Origin of the sequence: Thiothrix nivea DSM 5205 (assembly GCF_000260135.1) — a bacterium.
In the GTDB taxonomy this organism is placed as follows: Bacteria; Pseudomonadota; Gammaproteobacteria; order Thiotrichales; family Thiotrichaceae; genus Thiothrix; species Thiothrix nivea.
Genome location: NZ_JH651384.1, coordinates 2,140,341 through 2,163,331, shown reverse-complemented (window position 1 = coordinate 2,163,331; position 22,991 = coordinate 2,140,341). Strand labels below are relative to the sequence as shown.

Genomic DNA, 22,991 nt, shown 5'->3' with positions numbered 1-22,991 from the left:
TGATGATTTTGTTATCATTTAACCCATGGATTTAGCACCGCCGCCAGCCCCCAAAACCACATCCCATAGCGACCTGGACGCTGCCCGCCTGCGCCAGTTGCTGGCGCAGCAAGAGGCGGAATTTGCCGCCGTCCTGAAACAGCGTGACCACCATATCCAGCTCCTGGAAGAAATGCTGCGCCTGGCCAAAATACAGCGGTTTAGCGCCCAGTCTGAAAAGCTCCCCTTCCAGATTGACCTGTTTGATGAAGCCGAGTTGGCAACCGCGCTGGAGGACATCGCCGGACGACTGCCGGAGGCGGAACCCGCCAGGCCCCGCCCCAGCCAACGCCAGCGCGGCTTCCCGCCCGGGCTGAAGCGCCAACGGGTGGAGCTGTTGTTGGGTGATGCGGAAAAGCCGGGGCGACCCGCACGTTTTTCACCAAGGTCAAGGAAGAGCTGGACTACATCCCGGCGCAACTGGTGGTGCTGGAATACTGGCAGGAAAAAGCCGTGTTTGCCGCCGGGGCCAGCCAGGATCCCGCCCCGGCAACGGCAGATGGCGGGCCAACGCTGGTCGCCGCCGCCCGTCCGCCCCCATCCGTTGGGCAAAATGCCATGCCAGCCTCAACCTGCTGACGCAGGTCATCATCGCCAAATACGCCGATGGCCTGCCCCTGTACCGCCTGGAGGGCATTTTCAAACGCCACGGCGCGGAACTCAGCCGCAGCAGCATGGCCCACTGGATCATCCGTCTGGAGGACAGCTTCAAACCCCTGCTCAACCTGCTGCGCGAAACCCAGAACAGCGGCGCTTACCTGCAAGGCGATGAAACCCGCATCCAGGTGCTGAAGGAGGACGGCAAAACCGCCCAGGCCGACAAATGGATGTGGGTGGTGCGGGGCGGCCCGCCGAACCAGGTGGCGGTCTTGTTTGAATACGACCCCAGCCGGGCGGGGAGCGTCCCCGAACGCCTACTGATGGACTTCCACGGCATTTTCCAGGCCGACGGCTATTCCGGTTACGCCGCCGTGTGCCGCAACAACGCCATCACCCGCATTGGCTGCTGGGACCATGCCCGCCGCAAGTTCGTGGAGGCCGTCAAGGCGGCGGGCGGCAAACAGGCCCGTGGCAAACCCACCCTGGCGGATATTGCCCTGGGCATGATCCGCAGGCTCTACCGCATCGAGGACAACATCAAGGGCCTGGACACGGCGGAGAAATACCGCCTGCGCCAGCAGTTGAGCGTGCCCCTGCTCAACGAACTGAAAACCTGGCTGGAAACGCAGGTCGGCAAGGTGATGAAAGGCGGCCTCACCCGCAAGGCGATGGAATACTGCCTCAACCAGTGGGAATACCTGAGTGGCTACTGCCAACGCGGCGACCTGCATATCAGCAATGTGCTGGCGGAGAACGCCATCCGCCCCTTTGCCGTGGGCCGCAAAGCCTGGCTGTTTGCCGACACCCCGCATGGCGCGCGCGCCAGCGCCGCCTGTTATTCCCTGATTGAAACCGCCAAGGCCAACGGCCTCGAACCGTATGCCTATATCCGCTATCTGCTGGAGCATATCGCCCAGGCCGACACCCTGGAAAAATGGGAGGCCCTCCTGCCATGGAATGTGCCGCTGGAGAAATGTGCGAAAAAAGTCCCTTTTTTTGACAAGGGCAAGTAGGGCGATTTAACGGCGCTTACATTTCTGGCGTTGCCAGTTTGCGCAAAATTGCCATTCTTCCGCTCAAGTCAAGGGGCGGGGTGTTTGTCGATGTGTGACGGTGCGTGCAGAAATAATTATCGATTGCGATGCGCATGATTTGCTGCAAGTCGCCATTTCCAGCCTTTACAGTCAAAAGGTCGTATTCGGCGTCGGTCAAGTTAAGGATTAGCTGTTTCACGGTTCTGTTTCCTGTGTTTTTGATGAAATTGTTTATAAGCCCACGGGTCAATACTGACATCGTGGTGTTTTGTTGGCTGGCAATATCGGCAAATTCGCGTTTCAAATCTGGCGGAAGTCGCAAGCCGATGATCGAGTTTTGCATTAATACCTCTGGATGATTCGTTAAACGGATTGTTCAACAATTTTCGTAATCAATCTTTGATAGGTGGGTTTTGATGTGTGCGGGTTCGCCGTTGGGGTGTTGAATGCCTGCTTTTCCTCACAATTACCGACAAACAAAAGCCAGCACAACACTATGCATTTAGGCCGACAAGGTTTTCCGGCAAATAATCGTAAATTTCCATTAATTTACAATGTGTTAATCATTGTAGGCTCATTATGTGTTTCGGGGTCTTGCCCCATGAACCTTGAAAGCGCTGGTAGAATCCCCAACTGATAAGCATCCGACAAGCCAGTGAGGGAGCCATATGGGCAGTTTGATCAGCATAGCCAGCCTGACCAGTGATGAAGCTTGCTACCATTGAGTAGGCAAATCGGCGGAAGGTTTCAAAACGGTAATTAATGCCTTCGGCGATGTTCGCCACATGGCAGAGGGGCAGGCGGCGGAATAGCCTTTGCCCCTCATGCCTAGCTTATTTCTTTCAGCAGCCGTATTAAGGTTCTACAGCCGCGCCCGTTGGTTGCGGGGTGAGATCGTGCAAACAAGTCTTCCCTTCGGCTACGTGAAAAAAAGCTAACGCTTTTTCCGCTTCGCTTTCACTTCGGACTTGACGGGTTCGAGTGTTTTTACTCATACGGTCACGCACCTGTCACAGTGACAAGATGCGGATGTCCCACGGGACAGAAGCGGGACAGCCACGGGACAGAAGCGGGACAGCCACGGGACAGAAGCGGGACAGCCACGGGACAGAAGCGGGACAGCCACGGGACAGAAGCGGGACAGCCACGGGACATTTGCATTGCACTTGAGGGAATCCCAGTGGGATTCCTACCGGAAGTCATCCAGAAACAGAACTTGTGGTGATTTCTGTTCAGTGTTCATATTCGCAAGAAATTCAGCATCAACATTCACGCTTAGATTGCGTCCTAATTGCTTGATCAGACGCAAAAGAGTTTTCTCCACGCCAGATTGAAAGGCTGATTCCGTTGCTTGAATCCATGCGTCTTTCGTAAGCGCCGTTAAATCGCCCTACTTGCCCTTGTCAAAAAAAGGGACTTTTTTCGCACATTTCTCCAGCGGCACATTCCATGGCAGGAGGGCCTCCCATTTTTCCAGGGTGTCGGCCTGGGCGATATGCTCCAGCAGATAGCGGATATAGGCATACGGTTCGAGGCCGTTGGCCTTGGCGGTTTCAATCAGGGAATAACAGGCGGCGCTGGCGCGCGCGCCATGCGGGGTGTCGGCAAACAGCCAGGCTTTGCGGCCCACGGCAAAGGGGCGGATGGCGTTCTCCGCCAGCACATTGCTGATATGCAGGTCGCCGCGTTGGCAGTAGCCACTCAGGTATTCCCACTGGTTGAGGCAGTATTCCATCGCCTTGCGGGTGAGGCCGCCTTTCATCACCTTGCCGACCTGCGTTTCCAGCCAGGTTTTCAGTTCGTTGAGCAGGGGCACGCTCAACTGCTGGCGCAGGCGGTATTTCTCCGCCGTGTCCAGACCCTTGATGTTGTCCTCGATGCGGTAGAGCCTGCGGATCATGCCCAGGGCAATATCCGCCAGGGTGGGTTTGCCACGGGCCTGTTTGCCGCCCGCCGCCTTGACGGCCTCCACGAACTTGCGGCGGGCATGGTCCCAGCAGCCAATGCGGGTGATGGCGTTGTTGCGGCACACGGCGGCGTAACCGGAATAGCCGTCGGCCTGGAAAATGCCGTGGAAGTCCATCAGTAGGCGTTCGGGGACGCTCCCCGCCCGGCTGGGGTCGTATTCAAACAAGACCGCCACCTGGTTCGGCGGGCCGCCCCGCACCACCCACATCCATTTGTCGGCCTGGGCGGTTTTGCCGTCCTCCTTCAGCACCTGGATGCGGGTTTCATCGCCTTGCAGGTAAGCGCCGCTGTTCTGGGTTTCGCGCAGCAGGTTGAGCAGGGGTTTGAAGCTGTCCTCCAGACGGATGATCCAGTGGGCCATGCTGCTGCGGCTGAGTTCCGCGCCGTGGCGTTTGAAAATGCCCTCCAGGCGGTACAGGGGCAGGCCATCGGCGTATTTGGCGATGATGACCTGCGTCAGCAGGTTGAGGCTGGCATGGCATTTGCCCAACGGATGGGGGCGGACGGGCGGCGGCGACCAGCGTTGGCCCGCCATCTGCCGTTGCCGGGGCGGGATCCTGGCTGGCCCCCGGCGGCAAACACGGCTTTTTCCTGCCAGTATTCCAGCACCACCAGTTGCGCCGGGATGTAGTCCAGCTCTTCCTTGACCTTGGTGAAAAACGTGCGGGTCGCCCCGGCTTTTTCCGCATCACCCAACAACAGCTCCACCCGTTGGCGCTTCAGCCCGGGCGGGAAGCCGCGCTGGCGTTGGCTGGGGCGGGGCCTGGCGGGTTCCGCCTCCGGCAGTCGTCCGGCGATGTCCTCCAGCGCGGTTGCCAACTCGGCTTCATCAAACAGGTCAATCTGGAAGGGGAGCTTTTCAGACTGGGCGCTAAACCGCTGTATTTTGGCCAGGCGCAGCATTTCTTCCAGGAGCTGGATATGGTGGTCACGCTGTTTCAGGACGGCGGCAAATTCCGCCTCTTGCTGCGCCAGCAACTGGCGCAGGCGGGCAGCGTCCAGGTCGCTATGGGATGTGGTTTTGGGGGCTGGCGGCGGTGCTAAATCCATGGGTTAAATGATAACAAAATCATCAGGATAAGTCGCTAAAACAGCGCCCCGTAGCACAACTTTTTATGCCCTTTGAGCAGGCTGATGTCATAACCGTCCAGCAGCCAGTTGATCTGCTGGGCCGTCAGCGCCATCACCCCGCCATCCCCCGTTTGCGGCCAATGGAACTTCTCTTCCGCCAGGGCTTTGTAATACAGCACAAAGCCATTGTCTTCCCAATACAGGCATTTGATTTTCGTGCGCTGGCGGTTGGTGAAGGCGTACAGCGCCCCGGCAAACGGGTCGTGGCCCAATTCCTGCGCCACGATCGCCGCCAGCCCCTGGGCGGCCTTGCGGAAATCAATGGGCGGGCGGTAAAGGTAAATGTCCGGCATCTCCCCGGCGGGGCGGAAATAACGGGCCATTACAACTGCCCCAGCAACCGGCGCAGCAAGGCCACATTGCCGGGGTGGATATTCCTGATCACCAGGCCATTCGGCAGGGACAGCTCCAGGCCATCGCCCGTCCGGGCGTCTGTCCCCGGCTGCGCCGGGCGGACAGTCACGAAACCGGAAGGCTCTGGCAATACCGGGCGTTTGCCATCCCCGGGCGGCTTGCCCGCCGTACCGCATAATTTGCGCCGCCAGTAGACAAAGCCGTGGTAACTCAACTGTTCCTGTTCACAATACTGGACTCCGGAAAGGCCGGAGGACTGGAAGCGTTGGAGCTGGGCTTGCCAGTACGCCAGACGCCCATCTTGACCTGGATTCATCGTGTTCTCCCATGCAATCTGTTGCTGATGGGCTGAGTGTCCGGGATTACGTGGGCGCTGAAAGGAGGGGGATTTAGAAGCGCTTACCGTCTTTCAATTCAGGCGGTAGGTTTCTTGGTGGTTTGGTCATTGGTTTTTTGCCTCAAAGCATTCCCACTCCGTAGAGAGGTTTATGTGTATTGTTTTATATAAGCACTTTTTGCAATCAATTTGCTGAAAATCACTTAATAAACAGTTATTTAATGAAAAATCAGTATCACCCATGCGGTGATAATTTGCCATCTAAGGGGATTTCCCTGAAAGATTCCCCCGCAATGGCTACACTTGTCTTATCGACAAGCGGAGTCCCTATCCCCATGCCCCCCGAACCCCAAACAGCTAACCCGATCCTGAGTGAATCCCAGATAGCCGACCTGAAACTGGCGGCCTCGAAAATGTCTGGCAGCACCCGCCGTGCGTTCCAGGCGGACATGAGCCGGAAATATTGTGCAGGCAACGCCCGCCAGACTGAAAGGTGTTTTGGCTGGGGTCGGGAGGGGGTGCAGTTGGGTTTGGAGGAACAGCGCAGCGGCATGGTTTGCGTGGGTGCGCAGGCGGCGTATTGTGGCCAGAAGCGCTGGGAGGAAACCCAGCCGGAAGCGGCAGCCGCCTTGCTGGCGCTGGCGGAAGCACATAGCCAGCAAGACCCGACATTCCGCAGCAGCATCGCCTACACCCGCCTGACGGCGGCGGAAGCCATCCGGCAGTTACAGGCCATGGGTTTCAGCGGTGGACAAGTGCCCGCCCCCAGCACCATGGCGCGGATACTCAACCGGAATGGCTACCGCCTGCGCAAGGTGGAGAAAGCCAAGCCGCAAAAAAAATTCCAGAAACCGACGCCATCTTCGCCAATATCCAGGCCAACGATGGGCAGTTTGCCGATGGGGCGGTCAAACGCCTGAGCATGGACTGCAAGGCGACCGTCAACATCGGTGACTACTCACGGGGCGGGAAAACACGGGGTGACAATAAAGCCGCTGACCATGAGATGGGCTGCAAAGAGAAATACATCCCTTTTGGCGTACTGGATGAGGACAGTGGGCAGGTTTACCTGACCTTCGGCAGTTCCAGCAAAACCAGTGACTTCATCGTGGATTCCCTGTGCCGGGTATGGGAACAGATGCCTTCTGCTGACAAGGACGCCTGCCAGTGCATCCAGATCAAAGCGGACAATGGCCCGGAAAGCAGCGGGATCAGGACGCAATTCCTCAAGCGCATGGTGGAATTCGCCAACCATACCGGTAAGACAGTCCACCTGCTGTACTACCCGCCTTACCACAGCAAGTACAACCCGATTGAACGCTGCTGGGGGATTCTGGAACAACACTGGAACGGCACCCAGCTCAAGGATGCCGAAACCCTGCTGGAATGGGCAAAAACCATGACCTGGAAAGGCATCAACCCCATGGTCGAATTCAGTCGCAAGGTTTATGAGAAGGGTGTGACCCTCAGCAAAAAAGCTATGGAGGCTGTTGAGGCGAGGCTGGAAAGAAATGCTGCTTTACCAAAATGGGACATTCTGATTCGCCCTGTTTTTGGGTAATGTCTTTGAGGTAAATCACCTAAGCTAGGTGTCAGATTATCACCCCACGGATGATAAATTATCATCTGGTGAGTGATGTTTTTCACGGTATCCGGTGAATTTATCCATCAATTTTCCCTGCGAAGTAGAGCTATTTTGCTTATCCCGATATTGCGGATTGAGCATGTAGGCATTTGTGCCAACCCTGACAATAAGGTTTTTGTCCAGCAACTTACCTAAAGCATTATTGCAGACACGATCAGGATTTTTTGATTTACTGCCAAGTTTGGTCATAAATGCCAGCTTTTTGGCTTTGGTCAAATGCACCATATTGTCAAAATCAGCATCATCAGATAAGAGGGCAAATAAACCGCCCTCCATTGTCAATAATCCCATGTGTGTTAGCTCATACTCGTTGCGGTAACAATAATATGCCCGTCTACCCATAATTATCGTCTGCCGGATAAATCCCCCATAATACTTGTCCTGACGGCTCACCATAGGCATTATTAATTGGCGTTGGCGGATAACGCCAATCCAGCATATACCCTGCCTGACTTAATATCGGGTTGTATACGCGCTTAATATGACCCAAATTAACGCTGGATACGCGGTTAATGTCGCCGGTAATACTATCGGGATGCTCCGCCAATAACTTAACCATGCGACGCGCTGTATTTGCACGTGGCGGTAGCAGATTAACAAGTTTTGCCGTCTGCTCCGGTGTCAATGTTAATGGGACTTTGCTATCATTGGCGGGTGCATTACTTGGAGTCGACCCTGTGGCGGGGTCGGCTTTTTTATTGTCCATTTTTTGTGCCCTCCTTTGCCGTCAAGCTATCCGCCCAGGCATACAGATCACTCCAGCGCCAGCCGACACGATTACCACCCAGCGATACACGCGGGGGGAATTTGCCCTCACGCTCCCAGGCAATCAATGTGGTGCGGCTGGATACGCCAGCGTGTGCCATAGCCTGATGCACGTTGGCTATGCCCGTTTTGCGGGTTGGCTGCTGTGTGACCTGGTAGATAACTGACTGATTGTCCATAACTAATCCTGTGTGATTGATTATGGACACAGATTAGCAATCAGGAGCTAGCAAAAAAGGGAAGTTATCGGGAAGTTCATTTTTTTGAGGGTAAGCAGCGAGCTAAAATATTCCTGATTGTTTTTTCATCCATGTAACAATTCGCTCTTATTTCAAGCATTTTTTTGATCGCTGGTGCTTTTGGTATTAAATCTTGGTGATGGTAAATTCTAATCAACAGATTGCGAATAATCTGCGAGTGTCCTGATACTTGAATACTATTATTTTCGCCTAAAATATCTCGTAATGCTTTTATAAACCTTTCCGCCGCCGCCAGTTCTCTCTGAGAGAAATCGTCTAAATGTGACAATGGAATATGTTTCGTTATCTTGCTATTTAACAATGCCTCCCTTGTTATATAAGTTGTAACTGAATAAAAGCTTCTAAGATTATCCTCTGACATTTCTTGATTTAATTGAAACCGACGCTCACTAAACCACTAGTTTTCATAAAAATATTCATAAGTAAAACCGTACTCATGTCCAGACGGGTATTTGCAAAATGTCTTTACATCACCAAGATATACATTTTCTGCAACTATGAATCTTTTGTTTGTGAAACCCGCGTATCTTTCCAATTCAGTCAGCAACACATATGCGTAAGCAGTGCTATCACCATCTACGGCATCCTCAAAATCACAAAGCCAATCATCTGGCTGGAACTTCTGCCGTGTTGCAATATGACGAAAGCCGAAAGAGAAAGAAGAAATATCAATAGCGATACTTAAACTACCATTTGAAATGAAGCCTATTATTTCATCTTTTGTCATTCCTAAATGATATGCAGCCTCACTCAAGCTGTATCGAGGTAATAGCTCCATAAACACACCTTCACTGTGCTTCCCTCAAATAAGAACCCAGCATCAGGCGGTTGAAGAGTCCGCTTTTCCTCCCGTCGGAGTAGATGCCGGGAAAACTGGTCATGTCATTGTCTTTGTGAAGAACCTGCTTTTTGCCGTTCCTCCACCACCTCTGAAACTGCAACTTGATGAACAGCACCTTTCTGGCCTGCTTTCATCTGCCGGATGGATTCCAGCAGTTCCGCCCCAAGGTCGCGCTTGGAGTCGCGTTCAATCAGTGCCTTTTCGGTCATGTCTTCACCCATGCGTTACTTCGTTGAGTGCTTCGGTAATCACATCTTCACTCACACCATGCCGCTTGAGACTGGACACAAGAGCGGTCACAGCGTCATTATCCAGCCGTTCAAGGTCACTGCGCAACCCTTGCCCCACGTATGCTTTCAGTAAGCCCTGATAGCCGCTGAACCCCAGCACTGGGGCAACCCGTTTAAGGTCTTCCACCACGTCCACCGGCATTCTGAGGGTGATAGTGGTCATGGGTCGGTCTTTATTGAGACGTGCTTTCAGTTGGTCAATCTTCATAATATTTCTGTTCCTGCTTGGTGGCCTTGCGTGCCGATACAAGTCTGATGCGGTCATCTTCAATCTGGATATGTACTACAAACAGCAGGTTCCACCCCTTATCCATTCCGATGATCGCGTCCCGGCTTTCATCGTTGCGGCTTGCGTCCACCAGTTTCAGGAATGGGTCAAAGAATGCTTGTGCAGCCTGTTCAAAAGTAATGCCGTCGTGCTTGTTTTTGTTACGGTTCGCCTTGTCAGCATTCCAGATAAAAGTAATCCCGTTCAGGGCGTAGATTACATCCATCATTTATAGTCCTTCGTATTTAATTTGTAAATACACATCATGCGTTTGCTGCCCGGAACTGCACCACGGTTGCTTGTGGTTCGCCTGTGAGGATGGTTTGCAGGTACGCATCCCAGACCGCCATAGTTTGCCGTTTCTCTGCAAGGTAGTCGTAACGGTCATAGTGCTTGCTGGATACATCATGCAGCGCATGGTTCTGGAAGCGGTCTTTATCTTCCTTGCTGATACCGGCATAGCCCATCAACGTTTTCACTGTGCGCCGGATGTCTCTTGGCACAAACGACTGCATGTCGGTACGCTGGCAGGTGCGGTTTATCGCCTTGCTGATGGTGTGGTAGCCCATTTCGCCGCTACCCCTCACCTTGTCGAACAACAGGCCGCTGGTATCCGCCGCGAGCCGCTCTTGCAGGATCGGTGCAGCCACATCGCCGAATGGCACTACATGGGTGCTGCCATTTTTGGTATTGAGCAAGGTCACGTAGCGATTCTGCATATCTACTTCATCAGCATGAAGCCCCAGCACTTCTTCAACACGCTGCCCACCCAAGGCAAACAGCAGCCGGATAGCCGCCGCCGTTTTGGGGTGCAGGCCGCAATCATCCAGCAAGTCCCAAAGCTGTTTCACTTCCCCGGCAGATAACGCCCTATTCCGCGTATGGGTTTGCTTGTCAGGCTTCGGCACATCCCGCGCGGGGTTGGCACTGATACCAAAGCGTAACGGCTCAAAATGCCGGTTTGGGTCATTGTCCCAGCCGATACCGAAAGCAAAAGCCGCACTCAGGTAAGCCCGTACCTTGTTTGCCATGGTCATGGCTTTCCGCTGGATGATTGCCGCCAACACTGCCCGGATGTCTGCCGGGGTAACGTCCTTGGCCTTGGTTGCCTGCGGAATGACAGGATATACATTCACGGTAAGACATTGCTCTACGTCAGCCCATGAACGTTTTCCGTCTGCTTTCAGGTCAGCCACGTAGGCATCAAGCAATTGCTGGATGCTGCCCATAGAGGCTTCACGCTTGCGCAGTTCGCGTTCCGTGCGTCGCCCTGCTTCTTCCAGCAGCAAGGTTTCATCACGGACTATTTGCGGGTCGCGGCCTTCTTCCCGGATACGCTTTGCATCCGCATACGCAGAATAGGCTTCTTTCAGGGTCAAGCCGCCATTCCTGGCTTGACCGTCACGGTCTACGCCGTAATAGCCCCCCAGGGTCATGACACGCTGTTTATTGGCTACTGGTTCACGGTACAGGTAAATGAATGTGACCTTGCCGCCGGGTGATACCTGCATCCCAAAGCCGGGACGCTGCCCACCCTCAAACTTGCGGTAAGGTTTTGCTTGTGGGGTGAGTGAATCAAGCAATTTGATAGTGAAAGCCATGTGACTAAACCGCCGTTTTGTGGTCAATTCACATCATTCTATTCCTTAGTCACTCGCTTAGTCACGCGGTTTGCTGGCTAGGATTGGTGAGCATTGGGCAGTAATGGACAAGTTATTTCCCCCAAACCTTCTGTAACCCGCATTCTTTCTTGACTTGGCTTGTCCAATCCTGATTAATGTAAGTCATTGATTTATTCAATTCACGTCATTCGTAATGATGGGGTCGGGAGTTCGATTCTCTTCACCGGCATATTTACGCATCCTTTTGCGTAACTATGTCCTGAAAATATTCCTAAACCGCATTATAATGCGGTAATGAAAACCGATTGCACATTCGAGTTGTTCCTTGACGGCGCATGGCATGGCGCTGGCAGTATGGCCTTGCTGGAATCCCCTGACAAAGGGTGGCAAGGGTCGGCTTATCTGGGTTATGCCGTTGACCATGCCATCCACTATGCCGGGCGGTGTGATGCCCCCGCGCTTTCTTGGACATTTCCGGTCAGTCTTGCCCCTCAGCGCTCTGCTGTCTGGCCGGGTTTTGTCCTGGATTTGTTGCCGCAGGGGTACGGGCGGCTGGAGCTGTTGCGCCAGTTGGGTTTGCCAGAACGGGCAGAAGCCAGCGCAGACTGGAGCCTACTACTGGCCGGAGCCGCCAATCCCATCGGCAACTGCCGGATCCGGGAAGCTCACGAGTGGTTACAAACCCGCAGCGTGGGGCAGCCGCAAGGTTTTCCTCTGGCTGAGGTGGCGTGGCGTGGGGAGCATTTTACCGAATATCTGGCGGATTATGGCCTGTTCGTCGCAGGTTCTTCTGGGGTGCAGGGGGAATGGCCGAAATTGTTGCTGACCGAAGACTATTCGGGACAATTTTTCCTTGACCATACGTTGCCGGATGCGCAAGCCAAACGGCATTGGCTGGTCAAGTTTGCTCGCGGGCAGGATCAATACCTAAACACCATTCTGCAACTGGAAAACATCTGGGTGGAGTTGGCGCGTTTTTTGGGGCTGAGGGTGCATGGTGAACTGCTATTGCGGGAGCGCGCCCTGTTCATTCCTCGCTTTGACCGTGCAGTAACGGCACTTGGCGTACAACGTTACGCCCAGGAAAGCCTGTACGCGCTCTGCCAGTGCGGTGGTTTTGGTGCAAAGCTCAGCCACAATACCGCCTGCAAGGTATTAGCGTCTGCGGTCAGTGATCCGCTGGCTGAAATTGCTGAATATCTCAGGCGCGACATTGCCAATGTGGTGTTGGGTAACAAGGACAATCATGGCCGTAATACGGCGATCCAGCGTCAGGAAAATGGCTGGATTGGCCTGACTCCCCTGTTTGACTTTTCCCCTATGGCGCTGCACCCGGATGGGATTGCCCGCCGGATGCGCTGGGAACAGGATGATTACGGTGTGCCGGATTGGGCGTCGGCCATGTGTCAGGCGGCGGCGGCGGCGCGGCTACCGCTGGAGGCTCTGCAAGCGGCGTTGCAACCACTGGGTGAATCGCTGGCTGCGTTGCCTGACAAAATGAGGCAGGCGGGTGTCCCGGTGGAACTGGTAGGACGCTTTGCCCCCTTGAGCCTTGCCGCGGGCAGGCAACTGGAGGCTTGTTGTCATGGATAGGCGCTATACACCGCTTTCGCCCACGGAACAACTCCAGCAGCGTATTGCCTTACTGGAGCGGATCAGGCAACAACCGGATATGCCGCTGGCGCAGGTCGTGCGCCAACTGCGCACAGGACTGTATCTGACGGTGGAGGAATATGCGCGCCTGACAGGGGTGGCCACCCGAACCATTCAGGGTATTGAGGCTGGGGCGGCCAATCCTTCCATGAATACGGTCAACAAGCTATTGCAGCCGTTTGGTTTGCGATTGGGGGTGGTGTCCGTTGCTGTGGATGGCGGGTAGGTTGCCATAAACAACCGGTCAGCTCCTCAAGCAAACCGTTGCTTCCTTTTCGGCTAAACCTTTGCGGATTATTTGTGTCCAATATAATGGGTAGGGATGAATAATCAACAACGAAATGGGCAATCATCATGAAACAGTCATTCAACTACATGGCGCAGTTCCGGTTACCGGCGGAGGTCTACGAGCGGTTACTGGCCGAAGCGCAAAAAGCTGGCGTTAACCGCAGTGAGTATCTGGCGAAATTGCTGGCCGAATGGTTCGCCATCAAGAATTCGGCTTCTTGCCAGTGAATCGGTAAGGGATTATCAGGTTTCTTACTGGCGGGAGCCGAAAATCGCCGTGCCAATCCGCACGAGGGTCGCGCCTTCTGCTATCGCCGCTTCCATGTCGTCGGTCATGCCCATCGACAGCGTATCCAGCGCGAAACCGCGCGCAATCAGAACTTCCTGCAATGTCCGCACTTGCGCAAAGACAGCGCGCTGAAGTGCGAAATCGTCCTCGGGGGCGGGGATTGCCATCAGCCCGCGCAGCCGTAAACCGGGCAGCTCCGCTACCTGTTCCGCCAGTTCCGCTAATGCCTCTGGTTGCACGCCGGATTTGCTGCTTTCACCGCTGATATTCACTTGCAGGCACAGATTGAGGTCTGGCGCATCGGCTGGTTTTTGTGCACTCAGGCGCTGGGCAATTTTGAGGCGATCAACCGAATGCACCCAGCGGGCAGTTTCCGCAATCAGGTGGGTCTTGTTGGACTGGATCGGGCCAATGAAATGCCATTCGATGTTGGAACCGGCCAGTTCGTTAGCTTTTTCCACCAATTCCTGGGCATAGCTTTCACCAAATAGGGTTTGCCCCGAGGCTAACGCTTCGCGGATGGCGGCGGCGGGGTGCTTCTTGCTGACGGCCAGCAGGCGCACGCTACCGGGTTCCCGCCCGTAACGCTGTTCCGCAGCGCGGATACGCCCGCCGATTGTCTGGAGATTGTCACGGATTGTCATGGCTTGTGGTAGTTTTCCAGTAATGTAAAACAATGCATCCTCGGCATAATAACAAAGGCTCAATATGCGTTTCAGGGTCTTATCCCAACAGCAGCGAAAGCAAGGACTGTAAGGCAGCTTGCCCCCGTTTCCTGATGTTGTGAAGAGACTCGAAGAATGCAAGGTAACACGGTAGCTTTTCTTGTGAGATCCCCCGATGAGGTCGTAACCATGAGCGTAACAGTGACCAAAAACCTTCCATCGTATTGACGTGGACTTCATGGAAACCGTCACCATCTTCGTCACGGGCATATTCGCCTGCGCCATGGTTGACGGTTTTGTGGGCATAGCCCCATTCTTCCAATCGGCTGTAAATGTTGTACTCATCGGTGTAGACCAGCGTGCCTGCTGCCACCGTTTCCACAATCAACGGCTTGATCGTCGTCTGTTTCACATTCGCCAGCATACGGATCACGACCTCCCCGGAACGCTGGATCATGCCGAAAATGGGTGGTTTGTCCTTTTCCAGTGTCCCACGCCCCGGCGCACCTTTCAGGGCGCGGCGGCGACCTTCACGCCCAGCATCCGCGACGGCTTCGGGGTTTCCCTTGTGTCCAGCCTTGACATAAACCTCATCAAATTCAACATTCCCAAACAGGTTTACTGGCGTTTTTTTTCTCGACACCACGCCGTAACTGTTCCGTCATCGCCTGAACATCATCCTTGTTCAACCCCAATTCGCGGGCGATTTGTTGGTTGGACAGGTTCAACGACATCAGGTACAGGCACAACACCCACACCTTCAGCGGCTGGTGGTGGCCTTCAAACACCGTTCCCGTCAGGTCATCAAAACGCTTTTGGCAATCCTTACACTGGTAACGCTGGCGTTCCTGCTGGGTGTCATCCTTGCCTCGACGGATAGTGTCCTGTGAACCGCAGTGCGGACAAATCACCCCATTAGGCCAACGCACGGAACGGACTTGCTCGAAACAGGCGGCATCACTGGTCAGGCTGGAAATACTGATGAGCGAGGTCATAAAGCCTCTCCTTGGCTATCGGAAATGACTAACTTTACCGCTATCCATCACGTTTGCAATGCCGGGGAAAACAAGACCCTGAAACGCATATTGAGCCATAACAAAAATGGACATCACCCAACTGCTCGCCTTTGGCGTCAAAAACAACGCATCCGATTTGCACCTGTCAGGCGGGATGCCGCCCATGATCCGCGTGGATGGCGAAATGCGCAAAATCAACCTGCCGGTGCTGGACCACAAGCAGGTGCACGCGCTGGTCTACGACATCATGAATGACCATCAGCGCAAGGGTTATGAGGAAAACTGGGAATGCGACTTTTCGTTTGAAATCCCCGGCGTGGCGCGTTTCCGTGTCAATGCCTTTAACCAAAACCGGGGGGCGGGCGCGGTATTCCGTACCATCCCCAGCAAGGTGCTGACGCTGGAGCAACTGGATGCCCCCGCCAGTTTCCGCAAGATTGCCGAAAACCCGCGCGGGCTGGTGCTGGTGACGGGGCCGACCGGTTCCGGCAAATCCACCACGCTGGCGGCGATGATCGACTACAAGAATGACACCGATTACGGGCATATCCTGACCATCGAAGACCCGATCGAATTCGTCCACCAAAGCAAAAAAAGCCTGGTCAACCAGCGCGAAGTGCACCGTGATACCAAGGGTTTCGAGGCCGCGCTGCGTTCTGCCCTGCGTGAAGACCCGGATACGATTCTGGTCGGGGAAATGCGTGACCTGGAAACCATCCGTCTCGCCCTGACCGCCGCCGAAACCGGCCATTTGGTTTTCGGCACCCTGCACACCACCTCAGCGCCCAAAACCATCGACCGTATCGTCGACGTGTTCCCGGCGGCGGAAAAGGAAATGGTGCGGGCGATGCTGTCGGAATCTCTGCAAGCGGTCATTTCCCAGACCCTGCTGAAAAAGAAGGGTGGCGGGCGGGTGGCCGCGCACGAAATCCTCATCGGTACGCGCGCCATCCGCAACCTGATCCGCGAAAATAAGATTGCGCAGATGCGTTCCGCCATGCAGACCGGGCAAGCGGATGGGATGATGACTCTTGACCAGTCACTGAAAAGCCTGGTGGTGAAAGGCGTGGTTGACCGCGAAGCCGCCCGCCGCAAGGCCGATAACCCGGACAGTATTTAGAGGTGATGTATGGATCGTGATTCCGCCGTCAGTTACGTGCACAAACTGCTGGCCACCATGCTGGAAAAGGAGGCATCCGACCTCTACATCACGGCAGACGCGCCCCCTTCCGCCAAGGTCAACAGCGAAATGGTGCCGCTGTCAGGTCAGGCGCTGAACGAGCAGAATTCGCGCATGTTGGTGCGCGCCATCATGAATGACCGCCAGCTCAGACAGTTTGAGGAGGAGATGGAGTGCAACTTTTCCATCAGCCTGCCCGGCAAGGCGCGTTTCCGTGTCAACGCCTTCACCCAGCGCGGCTGTTCCGGCATGGTGTTGCGGCACATTCCCGGCCACATTCCTGCCCTTAAGGAATTGGGTTTGCCGCCGGTGTTACGTGACATTGCCATGACCAAGCGTGGGTTGGTGATCATGGTGGGTGCGACCGGTTCCGGTAAATCCACTACCCTGGCGTCGATGCTGGATTACCGTAATAATCATTCCAAAGGCCATATCGTCACCATCGAAGACCCGATCGAATTCGTCCACCAGCACAAGGGCTGTCTGATCACCCAGCGTGAAATCGGCGTGGATACCGCCAGTTACGAGATTGCGATGAAAAACACCTTGCGGCAAGCACCTGACGTGATCCTGCTGGGGGAAATCCGCGACCGCGAGACCATGGATTACGCTATTGCTTATGCCGAAACCGGGCATTTGTGCCTGTCCACCCTGCACGCCAACAGTTCCAACCAGGCGTTAGACCGCGTGATCAACTTTTTCCCGGAAGAGCGCCGCCCGCAGTTGCTGATGGATTTGTCGCTCAACCTGAAGGCGGTAGTTTCCCAGCGGCTGGTGCGCAAGGCCAAGGGGGAAGGGCGGTTGCCTGCGGTGGAAGTCATGATCAATACACCGTTGATGGCTGACCTGATCTACAAAGGCGACGTACCGGGCATGAAGGTGTTGACTTCCAAGTCACGCGAACACGGCATGAGGACGTTCGACCAGGCGCTGTTCGACCTGATCGAAGCCCGCCAGATTACCGTGCACGAAGCCTTGCGCCACGCCGATTCACAAAACGACCTGCGCCTGCGTCTTAAGTTGGAAAGCCGCTTTGCCAAAGACAATGATTTCTTCAAGGGGCTGGACAATATGGCAATTGAACCCATGGAGAACGGGCGCTGATGACCACGATTACCGAAACCGACATGCGCATCACCCCGCTGCTGCACATGATGGTTAAACAGCTTGCCTCAGATTTGTACCTGACGACGGGGGCGCACGCCACCATCAAGGTGCGTGGGCAGTTGAAACGCATCAGCCGCGACCCGATGAAGCCGGGCAATATCCGTCAGTTGGCGGAAGAGATCCTCACCGCAACCGAGATCGAAGCCTTTTTTGCCGACCGCGAACTCAACAAGGGGTTTTCGCTGAAAGGGGTGGGGCGTTTTCGGATGAATTTCTACTTCCAGCGTGGGGAGGTGTCCATGGTGATCCGCCACATCCGTTCCGACATCCGTTCGCCAGAGGAGCTGAAACTGCCGGAAGTGCTGAAAAAGTTGGTGATGGGCAAAGAAGGTTTACTGTTATTCGTGGGTTCTACCGGTTCCGGCAAGTCTACCTCGATGGCGTCGCTGATCCAGTACCGTAACCAACGCCACTGCGGGCATATCCTGACCATTGAAGACCCGATTGAATACACCTTCCGGCATGGCCAGTCCATTATCGGCCAGCGCGAAGTGGGGTTTGATACCCTCAGTTACGCCAACGCCATGCGCGAGGCCATGCGCGAAGCACCTGACATGATCATGGTCGGGGAGGTGCGCGACACTGAAACCATGGATGCAGTGCTGGGTTTTGCCGATACTGGCCATCTGGTGCTGTCCACCCTGCACGCCACCAATGTGATCCAGGCTTTGGAGCGGATGCTGTACCTGTTTCCGAGTGAAAACAAAAGCCGCATCCTGATGGATTTGTCACTGAACCTGCGCGGCATCGTCGCCCAACGGTTGATTCCGGATGACAAAAATGGTCTACATCTGGCGGCGGAAGTGTTGATCAATACCCCCTATGTGGCGGAGCTGATCCGCAAAGGGCAGTTTGGTGAACTGAAAGAAATCATTACCAAAGGTACGGCGGACGGGATGCAAACCTTCGACCAGGCGCTGTACCAGCTTTACGCCAACGGCCATATCAGCAAGCAGGTGGCGCTGGAATATGCCGGTTCACGCAACGATCTCGAATGGCAGATGAATTTCGGCGGGGTGGAGCGGGAAAACGCCGAAGCGTCTGCTAATGCCCTGCCTGAAGTCAGCTAGCGGAATGGGTAACCCAAGGTAGGCGCATCCAGGTGCTTGCGCAAGTCGCCGAGGTTATCCATGCCTTCCGGGGCGGGGTGACGTTGGTTGAGGATGACACCCGCCAGTTTCAAGCCTTTCTGTTTGACCGCTTCTGCCACCAGCAGGGTGTGGTTCAGGCAGCCCAGTTTGTCTTCCGCCACTACCACCACGGGCAACCCCAGGGTTTGCGCCAGATCGGCATTCAGCCCGTCATGCGCCAGCGGGGAATAGAAACCGCCTGCGCCTTCCACATACAAATATTGCCGATCTTTTAGCCGGGTGGGGCAGGCGGAGGCCACGTCCAGCATTTTCAGTATCCTGCCTTCCCGTTCCGCCGCCCGGGGTGGGGAAAGCGCTGCCTTGAAGCGGTGCGGGCATACGCTATCGAGCGCCGGGGTAGGTTGGTCAGGGGCTACCGGTAGGCCAGCCGCCCACGCCAGTTGCCAAGCGTCGGTCTGGCTGAGGTTGTCATGCCAGCCAGATTCCACCGGTTTACGGGGAATGACCTCATGCCCCAACGCCCGCAGGGTCTGGATTAGCTGGACGCCAACCCGGGTTTTGCCTACGCCGGTGTCGGTACCGGTGACGAAGACGCCACGCGCATTGCCAATGCCTGAATGTTCCAGCCAGTGCGCGAGCGCGGAAATGATCATTCCCATCCGAGTTTCCTTTGTTACTTTTTGATACGTGACCCAAGTCTAGGATATTTTTGACATCATGCAGAGTCTTGTGTGGATAAGGAAACAAAAAACAGTTGAATAAGTTTTAACTTATTGTTGAAGGTAACGCGGCAAATGATACTTCCATGGAAAGAAAAGTATGATAAATTAAATTAATTAAGTATGAATAAAATTGATTAATTTTTCATCTAATTAGAGAGATCATATAGTTTTTTAATAAATTTTGATAATAGATATTTGCAAAAATATAGGGCTTGAAGGTATAAAAATATGCATCAAAAAACGATAACCCTCATCATGGGCGGTGGCCTGCTGTTTGTCTGCGCCAATTGGGCAATGGCGCAAAGCTGCAATATCAATCTGGCGTCGACGACGCCATCCCAGCGTTTCTTTGATCACGGCAATGGCACGGTGACGGATACCCGTACTGATCTAATGTGGAAAAAATGCTTGGAAGGGCAGGAAGGCAGCGCCTGTTTCGGGCATCCCGACCTGATGCCATGGGAGCTGGCGGCCAATTACGCCCAGCTTGCCAGCGGTGATAAGTTTGCTGGCCACCCTGGCTGGCGCTTGCCGACCCTGGCGGAACTGGAAAGCATCGTCGATGCCAGTTGCCAGGAACCGGCAGTCAACCTGCAAGTCTTCCCCAGTATGCCCGCCGCTGGCCTCTGGTCTGCCAACCAGTCCGACCCGGTAGCGTGGAGCATGGATTTCAGTAAAGGCCGTTCTTACCAGAACCTCAAGGTTGGTGGCAAGTATGTTCGCTTGGTGCGCAGCTCACGGTGAAACATCCACCGGCAGCATCAGGCTCACCCAATACTGGCTGCTGGTTTCGGTTATATCCAGAATCCCCTGTGGGTAGAAGCCGAACACCAGCACCAGTATCACCATCAGCAGCAGGACGCCCAGTTCCCGCCGCTTCAGGTCAGGCGCATCACGGATAATGGCGTGGCGCGCCTCCCCCAGAAACGCCTTGCGGTAGAAATTGAGGAAATACGCAGCACCCAGCACTACCACAAACAGCACCACCAGCCCCGCGCCGGTATGCGTTTCCAGCACGCTCATGATCAGCAGGAATTCCGCCGGGAAACCGCTGGTGGCAGGCATCCCGATCCCCGCCAGCCCCAAAAAGAAGAACAGCGATGCCAGCAACGGCATGGATTTCGCCACTCCACCCAGACTGAGGATTTCGGTCGAGCCAGTACGCTGGTGCAGGAACCCGGTGATCAGGAACAAACCGCCCGCCACCAGCGTAAAATTCAGCAACTGGAACACGGCTCCTTGCAAGCCTTGCTGACTGAATGACGCCATCCCCAGCACCACCATCCCCACATGGCTCAGTGATGCAAACGCCAGCATCCGCCGCAAACTGGTCTGGCTCAGTGCCGCTACCGCGCCATACAGCACGCCGATCATGCCCAGCCCCACCAGCACCCACTGGAACTCATGCGCTGCTTGCGGTACCAGTGGCAAGGCGAAACGCAGCAAGCCATACGCGCCCACTTTCAACCCCGTCAGCAGCGCCACCGTGGTGGCCGGCCCTTCTTGCGCCACCACCGGTAGCCAGGTATGCAGCGGAAACAGCGGTATCTTCACCCCGAAACCCACCAGCAACAGGAAAAACACCGTCACCTGCACCCCGTAATCCCGGCTTTCCTGCAACAGGTCGACGTAGGCAAAACTCATCCCGCCCGGATGATGGATCGCCAACACCACAAAACCGATCAGCAACGGCAAGCCACCCGCCAGCATGAACAGGCTGTATTTCACCCCTGCATAACGCCGGTTCGCGCCACTGCCCCACAAGCTGATGAGGAAAAACAGCGGCAGCAGCGTCAGCTCCCAGAACAGGAAGAACAGGATGGTATCCAGCGCGGTGAAAATGCCCATGATGGTGCATTCCAGCACCAGCAGCAGCGCAAAATACAGGCGTGGCAAGGTGCGGATCGCATTCCATGACGCCAGGATCACGCCAATGAACAACAGTGCGGTAAATGGCAGGAACAGCACCGACAGGCCGTCAATGCCCAGCCGGTAGGCAATGCCCAGATCCGGCATCCACGGCGTGGTTTCCACCAACTGGAAACCGGTCTGTGCGGAGTCGAAACCTGCCACTGCCACCAACGACACACCCAGCGTCAGGATGGCGGTCGTCAACGCTGCCCAGCGCGCCTCCTTGCCTGGAAACAGGGCTGTCAGCACGGCTCCCATGGGCAGCATCAGCAGTATCAGGCTCAACCAGGGAAAATTCAGGTTTACCAGAGCTTGCATCAGTGGCTTCCCCCTTGCATCGGGTCGGTATATGCCGTGAACAGATTGCCCAGGCCATTGACAGGTTCGCTGATTAGCTCAATCCACGGTGCGGAATAGAAACCCACCATCAGCGTGACCAGTATGACGATTCCCGCCATCACCTGTTCCGCCCGATAAGCGGGGTGTTTGTCCCAACGGCGGGTATCGATGCCCGGCTCCGCCAGGAATGCCCGCTGGAAAGCCCGCAGCAGGAAGCCTGCCGCCACCAGGTTGCCCAATGCCGCCGCTACCGTCACCAGCGCCCCAAAACGTTTGATGGAACCCTCCAGCACAAAGTGCACGGCATCGAACCCTGGGGTCCCCGGCATCCCCACAATCGCCAGGCCAGCCACCAGAAACGCCAGCCCTACGATCGGGATGTAATCCAGTAAGCCGCCCAGTTTACCCAGGTTGGTGGTGCGGGTGCGCTGCCACACCATGCCGGTCATCAGCAGCAGGCCGGTAATCGCCAGCCCGAAATTCAGCGCCAGCAGCACCGTGCCTTGCAAGGCCATGCGGTGCAAGCTAAACAGGCCGATGGTGAGTATGCCGGTATGGCTGATGACCGCAAACGCCAGCAGTTCACGCAGGGTTTGCTGGCGCATGGCCAGAAACGCGGCGTAAAACACCCCGGTTGCCGCAAAGATGGTGGCGACCGTGTGCCATTCCCACACCGCATGAGGGACGATCGGAAACACGAAACGCAACAGGCCATACACCCCGACTTTCAGCCCCAGCAGATAAATGGGCGCAGTCGCTACATTGCCATGCAGCATGAAACTGGGTAGCCAGCCATGCAGGGGGAACAGCGGCGTGCGTATCCCCAGCCCATAGAACAGCGCGAAAAACACCAGCGTCGCCACCCGGCTGTTTTGCCCGAATTCCATGCCAGCCAGTTCATACAGGTTGAAACTCCAGCGCCCGGCGTGCGCATCGGCATAATTCCAGCCCAGCAGCAGCGTGCCGAACAGGGTTAACCCCAGCCCTACCGCCATGAATTGCAGGTAACGCGCCAAAGTTGGCTGGATGTCATGATAAGTGGGCCAGCGTTTGGTCAAATAGCCGACCAGCAGGATTTCCAGCAGCGACATGAGGGTGAACCACAGCAAATCCACCGTGACAAACAGGCTGATGATGACCGCCTGGATAACCATCATGACTGCCAGCATGGAGGATTGGTGTAATTGCCTGACCAGGACGAACGCCACGCTCAACAGGTTGACCACGGTGGTCAGCAATACGAACAGGACACTGATGCCATCCACCGCCGCGTGATAATGGAACGCGCCCAGCAGCGGCAAACGTTCCGCAAACTGCATCACGCCCGCTGGCTGGTGGGGGTCAAATTGCCAGTACAGGTTCACGGCCAGCAACAGTTGCGCCAGGGAAACAACGCTGGCCAGCGCGACGGCGGCGTCACCACGTACCCTGATCAGCAGTAACCCGGCCAGCAATGGCAGGCATTGCAAGACGGCCAGTAAGGGTGAATGCGCTGGAATTTCGCTGAAGGTCATGT

Annotated in this window: 23 protein-coding genes and 4 pseudogenes; 9 read left to right on the top strand and 18 right to left on the bottom strand. The window is 55.4% G+C overall.

Going from position 1 to position 22,991, the window contains the following annotated elements; translation table 11 throughout:
- The first annotated feature begins 25 nt into the window (after positions 1-25).
- Positions 26-1,652 (top strand): annotated as a pseudogene (gene tnpC / locus THINI_RS10800) (IS66 family transposase).
- 16 nt (positions 1,653-1,668) lie between these two features.
- On the opposite strand, the gene THINI_RS10795 reads toward tnpC (THINI_RS10800), so the two are convergent.
- The 4 genes and pseudogenes from THINI_RS10795 to tnpA all read right to left on the bottom strand — a co-directional run bounded on the left by THINI_RS10795 (position 1,669) and on the right by tnpA (position 5,442).
- Positions 1,669-2,016, bottom strand: coding sequence for a hypothetical protein (locus tag THINI_RS10795; RefSeq protein ID WP_002708628.1), 348 nt, complete (start codon positions 2,014-2,016; stop codon positions 1,669-1,671).
- A 1,047-nt stretch (positions 2,017-3,063) separates the two neighbouring features.
- Positions 3,064-4,691, bottom strand: a pseudogene (tnpC, locus tag THINI_RS10790) (IS66 family transposase).
- A gap of 35 nt (positions 4,692-4,726) precedes the next feature.
- Positions 4,727-5,095, bottom strand: a complete 369-nt coding sequence (gene tnpB, locus THINI_RS25665; protein ID WP_002706841.1) for an IS66 family insertion sequence element accessory protein TnpB — start codon at positions 5,093-5,095, stop codon at positions 4,727-4,729.
- The gene (tnpA, locus tag THINI_RS25660; protein WP_002706643.1) at positions 5,095-5,442 is read right to left on the bottom strand and encodes an IS66 family insertion sequence element accessory protein TnpA; all 348 of its coding nucleotides are present in this window, start codon (positions 5,440-5,442) and stop codon (positions 5,095-5,097) included. Before tnpA ends, tnpB begins: the two co-directional genes overlap by 1 nt.
- A gap of 242 nt (positions 5,443-5,684) precedes the next feature.
- On the opposite strand from tnpA, the pseudogene THINI_RS27255 reads away from it, so the two are divergent.
- Positions 5,685-7,024 (top strand): annotated as a pseudogene (locus THINI_RS27255) (ISAzo13 family transposase).
- Positions 7,025-7,063: 39 nt separating this feature from the next.
- On the opposite strand, the gene THINI_RS10765 reads toward THINI_RS27255, so the two are convergent.
- The 9 genes from THINI_RS10765 to THINI_RS10735 all read right to left on the bottom strand — a co-directional run bounded on the left by THINI_RS10765 (position 7,064) and on the right by THINI_RS10735 (position 11,133).
- Positions 7,064-7,399, bottom strand: a complete 336-nt coding sequence (locus THINI_RS10765) for a hypothetical protein (RefSeq protein WP_154724395.1) — start codon at positions 7,397-7,399, stop codon at positions 7,064-7,066.
- Between the two features lie 43 nt (positions 7,400-7,442).
- A complete protein-coding gene (locus tag THINI_RS25175; protein WP_002708626.1) occupies positions 7,443-7,814 on the bottom strand; it encodes a hypothetical protein in 372 nt (123 codons plus the stop codon).
- Entirely contained in the window at positions 7,804-8,052 is a 249-nt protein-coding gene (locus THINI_RS10760; protein ID WP_002708625.1) for a helix-turn-helix transcriptional regulator, read from the bottom strand. Before THINI_RS10760 ends, THINI_RS25175 begins: the two co-directional genes overlap by 11 nt.
- 76 nt (positions 8,053-8,128) lie before the next feature.
- Positions 8,129-8,494 (bottom strand): hypothetical protein, encoded by a 366-nt coding sequence (locus THINI_RS25170; protein WP_154724394.1) that lies wholly within the window; start codon positions 8,492-8,494, stop codon positions 8,129-8,131.
- 36 nt (positions 8,495-8,530) lie between these two features.
- Positions 8,531-8,911, bottom strand: coding sequence for a hypothetical protein (locus THINI_RS10755; RefSeq protein ID WP_040839380.1), 381 nt, complete (start codon positions 8,909-8,911; stop codon positions 8,531-8,533).
- Positions 8,912-9,015: 104 nt separating this feature from the next.
- Positions 9,016-9,183 (bottom strand): hypothetical protein, encoded by a 168-nt coding sequence (locus tag THINI_RS10750; protein WP_169314614.1) that lies wholly within the window; start codon positions 9,181-9,183, stop codon positions 9,016-9,018.
- 4 nt (positions 9,184-9,187) lie between these two features.
- Positions 9,188-9,472, bottom strand: a complete 285-nt coding sequence (locus THINI_RS10745; RefSeq protein ID WP_002708622.1) for a hypothetical protein — start codon at positions 9,470-9,472, stop codon at positions 9,188-9,190.
- Complete coding sequence (locus THINI_RS10740; protein ID WP_002708621.1) at positions 9,462-9,761, bottom strand: BrnT family toxin; 300 nt, start codon at positions 9,759-9,761, stop codon at positions 9,462-9,464. The genes THINI_RS10745 and THINI_RS10740 overlap by 11 nt, the downstream gene beginning before the upstream one ends.
- 34 nt (positions 9,762-9,795) lie before the next feature.
- Positions 9,796-11,133 (bottom strand): tyrosine-type recombinase/integrase, encoded by a 1,338-nt coding sequence (locus THINI_RS10735; RefSeq protein ID WP_002708620.1) that lies wholly within the window; start codon positions 11,131-11,133, stop codon positions 9,796-9,798.
- Positions 11,134-11,448: 315 nt separating this feature from the next.
- On the opposite strand from THINI_RS10735, the gene THINI_RS10730 reads away from it, so the two are divergent.
- The 3 genes from THINI_RS10730 (at position 11,449) to THINI_RS25165 (ending at position 13,323) form a co-directional block, all read left to right on the top strand.
- Complete coding sequence (locus tag THINI_RS10730) at positions 11,449-12,747, top strand: type II toxin-antitoxin system HipA family toxin (protein ID WP_002708619.1); 1,299 nt, start codon at positions 11,449-11,451, stop codon at positions 12,745-12,747.
- Entirely contained in the window at positions 12,740-13,033 is a 294-nt protein-coding gene (locus tag THINI_RS10725) for a helix-turn-helix domain-containing protein (protein WP_002708618.1), read from the top strand. Before THINI_RS10730 ends, THINI_RS10725 begins: the two co-directional genes overlap by 8 nt.
- Positions 13,034-13,161: 128 nt before the next feature.
- Positions 13,162-13,323 carry a hypothetical protein gene (locus THINI_RS25165; RefSeq protein ID WP_002708617.1) on the top strand — a complete coding sequence of 54 codons (162 nt, stop codon included), beginning with the start codon at positions 13,162-13,164 and terminating at the stop codon, positions 13,321-13,323.
- A gap of 24 nt (positions 13,324-13,347) precedes the next feature.
- Here the strand turns inward: THINI_RS25165 and THINI_RS10720 are convergent, their stop codons facing one another.
- Both THINI_RS10720 and THINI_RS27250 read right to left on the bottom strand, forming a co-directional pair.
- Entirely contained in the window at positions 13,348-14,028 is a 681-nt protein-coding gene (locus THINI_RS10720; protein ID WP_002708616.1) for a YggS family pyridoxal phosphate-dependent enzyme, read from the bottom strand.
- A gap of 79 nt (positions 14,029-14,107) precedes the next feature.
- Positions 14,108-15,044 (bottom strand): annotated as a pseudogene (locus THINI_RS27250) (IS1595 family transposase).
- Between the two features lie 106 nt (positions 15,045-15,150).
- On the opposite strand from THINI_RS27250, the gene THINI_RS10705 reads away from it, so the two are divergent.
- The 3 genes from THINI_RS10705 to THINI_RS10695 are packed head-to-tail and all read left to right on the top strand — an operon-like array spanning position 15,151 to position 18,482.
- Positions 15,151-16,185: a type IV pilus twitching motility protein PilT gene (locus THINI_RS10705; protein WP_002708615.1), complete on the top strand. Its 1,035-nt coding sequence runs from the start codon at positions 15,151-15,153 to the stop codon at positions 16,183-16,185.
- A gap of 9 nt (positions 16,186-16,194) precedes the next feature.
- Positions 16,195-17,349 (top strand): PilT/PilU family type 4a pilus ATPase, encoded by a 1,155-nt coding sequence (locus tag THINI_RS10700; RefSeq protein ID WP_002708614.1) that lies wholly within the window; start codon positions 16,195-16,197, stop codon positions 17,347-17,349.
- Positions 17,349-18,482: a PilT/PilU family type 4a pilus ATPase gene (locus THINI_RS10695; RefSeq protein ID WP_002708613.1), complete on the top strand. Its 1,134-nt coding sequence runs from the start codon at positions 17,349-17,351 to the stop codon at positions 18,480-18,482. The genes THINI_RS10700 and THINI_RS10695 overlap by 1 nt, the downstream gene beginning before the upstream one ends.
- On the opposite strand, the gene bioD is transcribed toward THINI_RS10695, so the two are convergent.
- Entirely contained in the window at positions 18,479-19,162 is a 684-nt protein-coding gene (bioD, locus tag THINI_RS10690) for a dethiobiotin synthase (protein WP_002708612.1), read from the bottom strand. The two genes, THINI_RS10695 and bioD, sit on opposite strands and share 4 nt — an antisense overlap.
- Before the next feature lie 291 nt (positions 19,163-19,453).
- Between bioD and THINI_RS23400 the strand changes: the two genes are divergently transcribed.
- Positions 19,454-19,969, top strand: coding sequence for an Lcl C-terminal domain-containing protein (locus tag THINI_RS23400; RefSeq protein WP_002708610.1), 516 nt, complete (start codon positions 19,454-19,456; stop codon positions 19,967-19,969).
- Here THINI_RS23400 and THINI_RS10680 read toward each other — a convergent pair.
- Complete coding sequence (locus THINI_RS10680; protein WP_002708609.1) at positions 19,961-21,454, bottom strand: complex I subunit 4 family protein; 1,494 nt, start codon at positions 21,452-21,454, stop codon at positions 19,961-19,963. The two genes, THINI_RS23400 and THINI_RS10680, sit on opposite strands and share 9 nt — an antisense overlap.
- Positions 21,454-22,989, bottom strand: a complete 1,536-nt coding sequence (locus tag THINI_RS10675) for a complex I subunit 4 family protein (protein ID WP_002708608.1) — start codon at positions 22,987-22,989, stop codon at positions 21,454-21,456. The genes THINI_RS10680 and THINI_RS10675 overlap by 1 nt, the downstream gene beginning before the upstream one ends.
- Positions 22,990-22,991 lie beyond the last annotated feature (2 nt).

Excerpts from the sequence above, each read along its gene's own strand:
- THINI_RS10695 (WP_002708613.1), top strand. The coding sequence starts at position 17,349 with ATGACCACGATTACCGAAACCGACATGCGCATCACCCCGCTGCTGCAC.
- THINI_RS10725 (WP_002708618.1), top strand. The coding sequence starts at position 12,740 with ATGGATAGGCGCTATACACCGCTTTCGCCCACGGAACAACTCCAGCAG.
- bioD (WP_002708612.1), bottom strand. The coding sequence starts at position 19,162 with ATGGGAATGATCATTTCCGCGCTCGCGCACTGGCTGGAACATTCAGGC.
- tnpB (WP_002706841.1), bottom strand. The coding sequence starts at position 5,095 with ATGGCCCGTTATTTCCGCCCCGCCGGGGAGATGCCGGACATTTACCTT.
- THINI_RS10740 (WP_002708621.1), bottom strand. The coding sequence starts at position 9,761 with ATGATGGATGTAATCTACGCCCTGAACGGGATTACTTTTATCTGGAAT.
- THINI_RS10745 (WP_002708622.1), bottom strand. The coding sequence starts at position 9,472 with ATGAAGATTGACCAACTGAAAGCACGTCTCAATAAAGACCGACCCATG.
- tnpA (WP_002706643.1), bottom strand. The coding sequence starts at position 5,442 with ATGAATCCAGGTCAAGATGGGCGTCTGGCGTACTGGCAAGCCCAGCTC.
- THINI_RS10735 (WP_002708620.1), bottom strand. The coding sequence starts at position 11,133 with ATGGCTTTCACTATCAAATTGCTTGATTCACTCACCCCACAAGCAAAA.
- THINI_RS10675 (WP_002708608.1), bottom strand. The coding sequence starts at position 22,989 with ATGACCTTCAGCGAAATTCCAGCGCATTCACCCTTACTGGCCGTCTTG.
- THINI_RS10750 (WP_169314614.1), bottom strand. The coding sequence starts at position 9,183 with ATGACCGAAAAGGCACTGATTGAACGCGACTCCAAGCGCGACCTTGGG.
- THINI_RS25170 (WP_154724394.1), bottom strand. The coding sequence starts at position 8,494 with ATGTCAGAGGATAATCTTAGAAGCTTTTATTCAGTTACAACTTATATA.
- THINI_RS10760 (WP_002708625.1), bottom strand. The coding sequence starts at position 8,052 with ATGGACAATCAGTCAGTTATCTACCAGGTCACACAGCAGCCAACCCGC.
- THINI_RS10705 (WP_002708615.1), top strand. The coding sequence starts at position 15,151 with ATGGACATCACCCAACTGCTCGCCTTTGGCGTCAAAAACAACGCATCC.
- THINI_RS25165 (WP_002708617.1), top strand. The coding sequence starts at position 13,162 with ATGAAACAGTCATTCAACTACATGGCGCAGTTCCGGTTACCGGCGGAG.
- THINI_RS25175 (WP_002708626.1), bottom strand. The coding sequence starts at position 7,814 with ATGGACAATAAAAAAGCCGACCCCGCCACAGGGTCGACTCCAAGTAAT.
- THINI_RS10730 (WP_002708619.1), top strand. The coding sequence starts at position 11,449 with ATGAAAACCGATTGCACATTCGAGTTGTTCCTTGACGGCGCATGGCAT.
- THINI_RS10680 (WP_002708609.1), bottom strand. The coding sequence starts at position 21,454 with ATGCAAGCTCTGGTAAACCTGAATTTTCCCTGGTTGAGCCTGATACTG.
- THINI_RS10765 (WP_154724395.1), bottom strand. The coding sequence starts at position 7,399 with ATGGGATTATTGACAATGGAGGGCGGTTTATTTGCCCTCTTATCTGAT.
- THINI_RS10755 (WP_040839380.1), bottom strand. The coding sequence starts at position 8,911 with ATGGAGCTATTACCTCGATACAGCTTGAGTGAGGCTGCATATCATTTA.
- THINI_RS10795 (WP_002708628.1), bottom strand. The coding sequence starts at position 2,016 with ATGCAAAACTCGATCATCGGCTTGCGACTTCCGCCAGATTTGAAACGC.
- THINI_RS10700 (WP_002708614.1), top strand. The coding sequence starts at position 16,195 with ATGGATCGTGATTCCGCCGTCAGTTACGTGCACAAACTGCTGGCCACC.
- THINI_RS10720 (WP_002708616.1), bottom strand. The coding sequence starts at position 14,028 with ATGACAATCCGTGACAATCTCCAGACAATCGGCGGGCGTATCCGCGCT.
- THINI_RS23400 (WP_002708610.1), top strand. The coding sequence starts at position 19,454 with ATGCATCAAAAAACGATAACCCTCATCATGGGCGGTGGCCTGCTGTTT.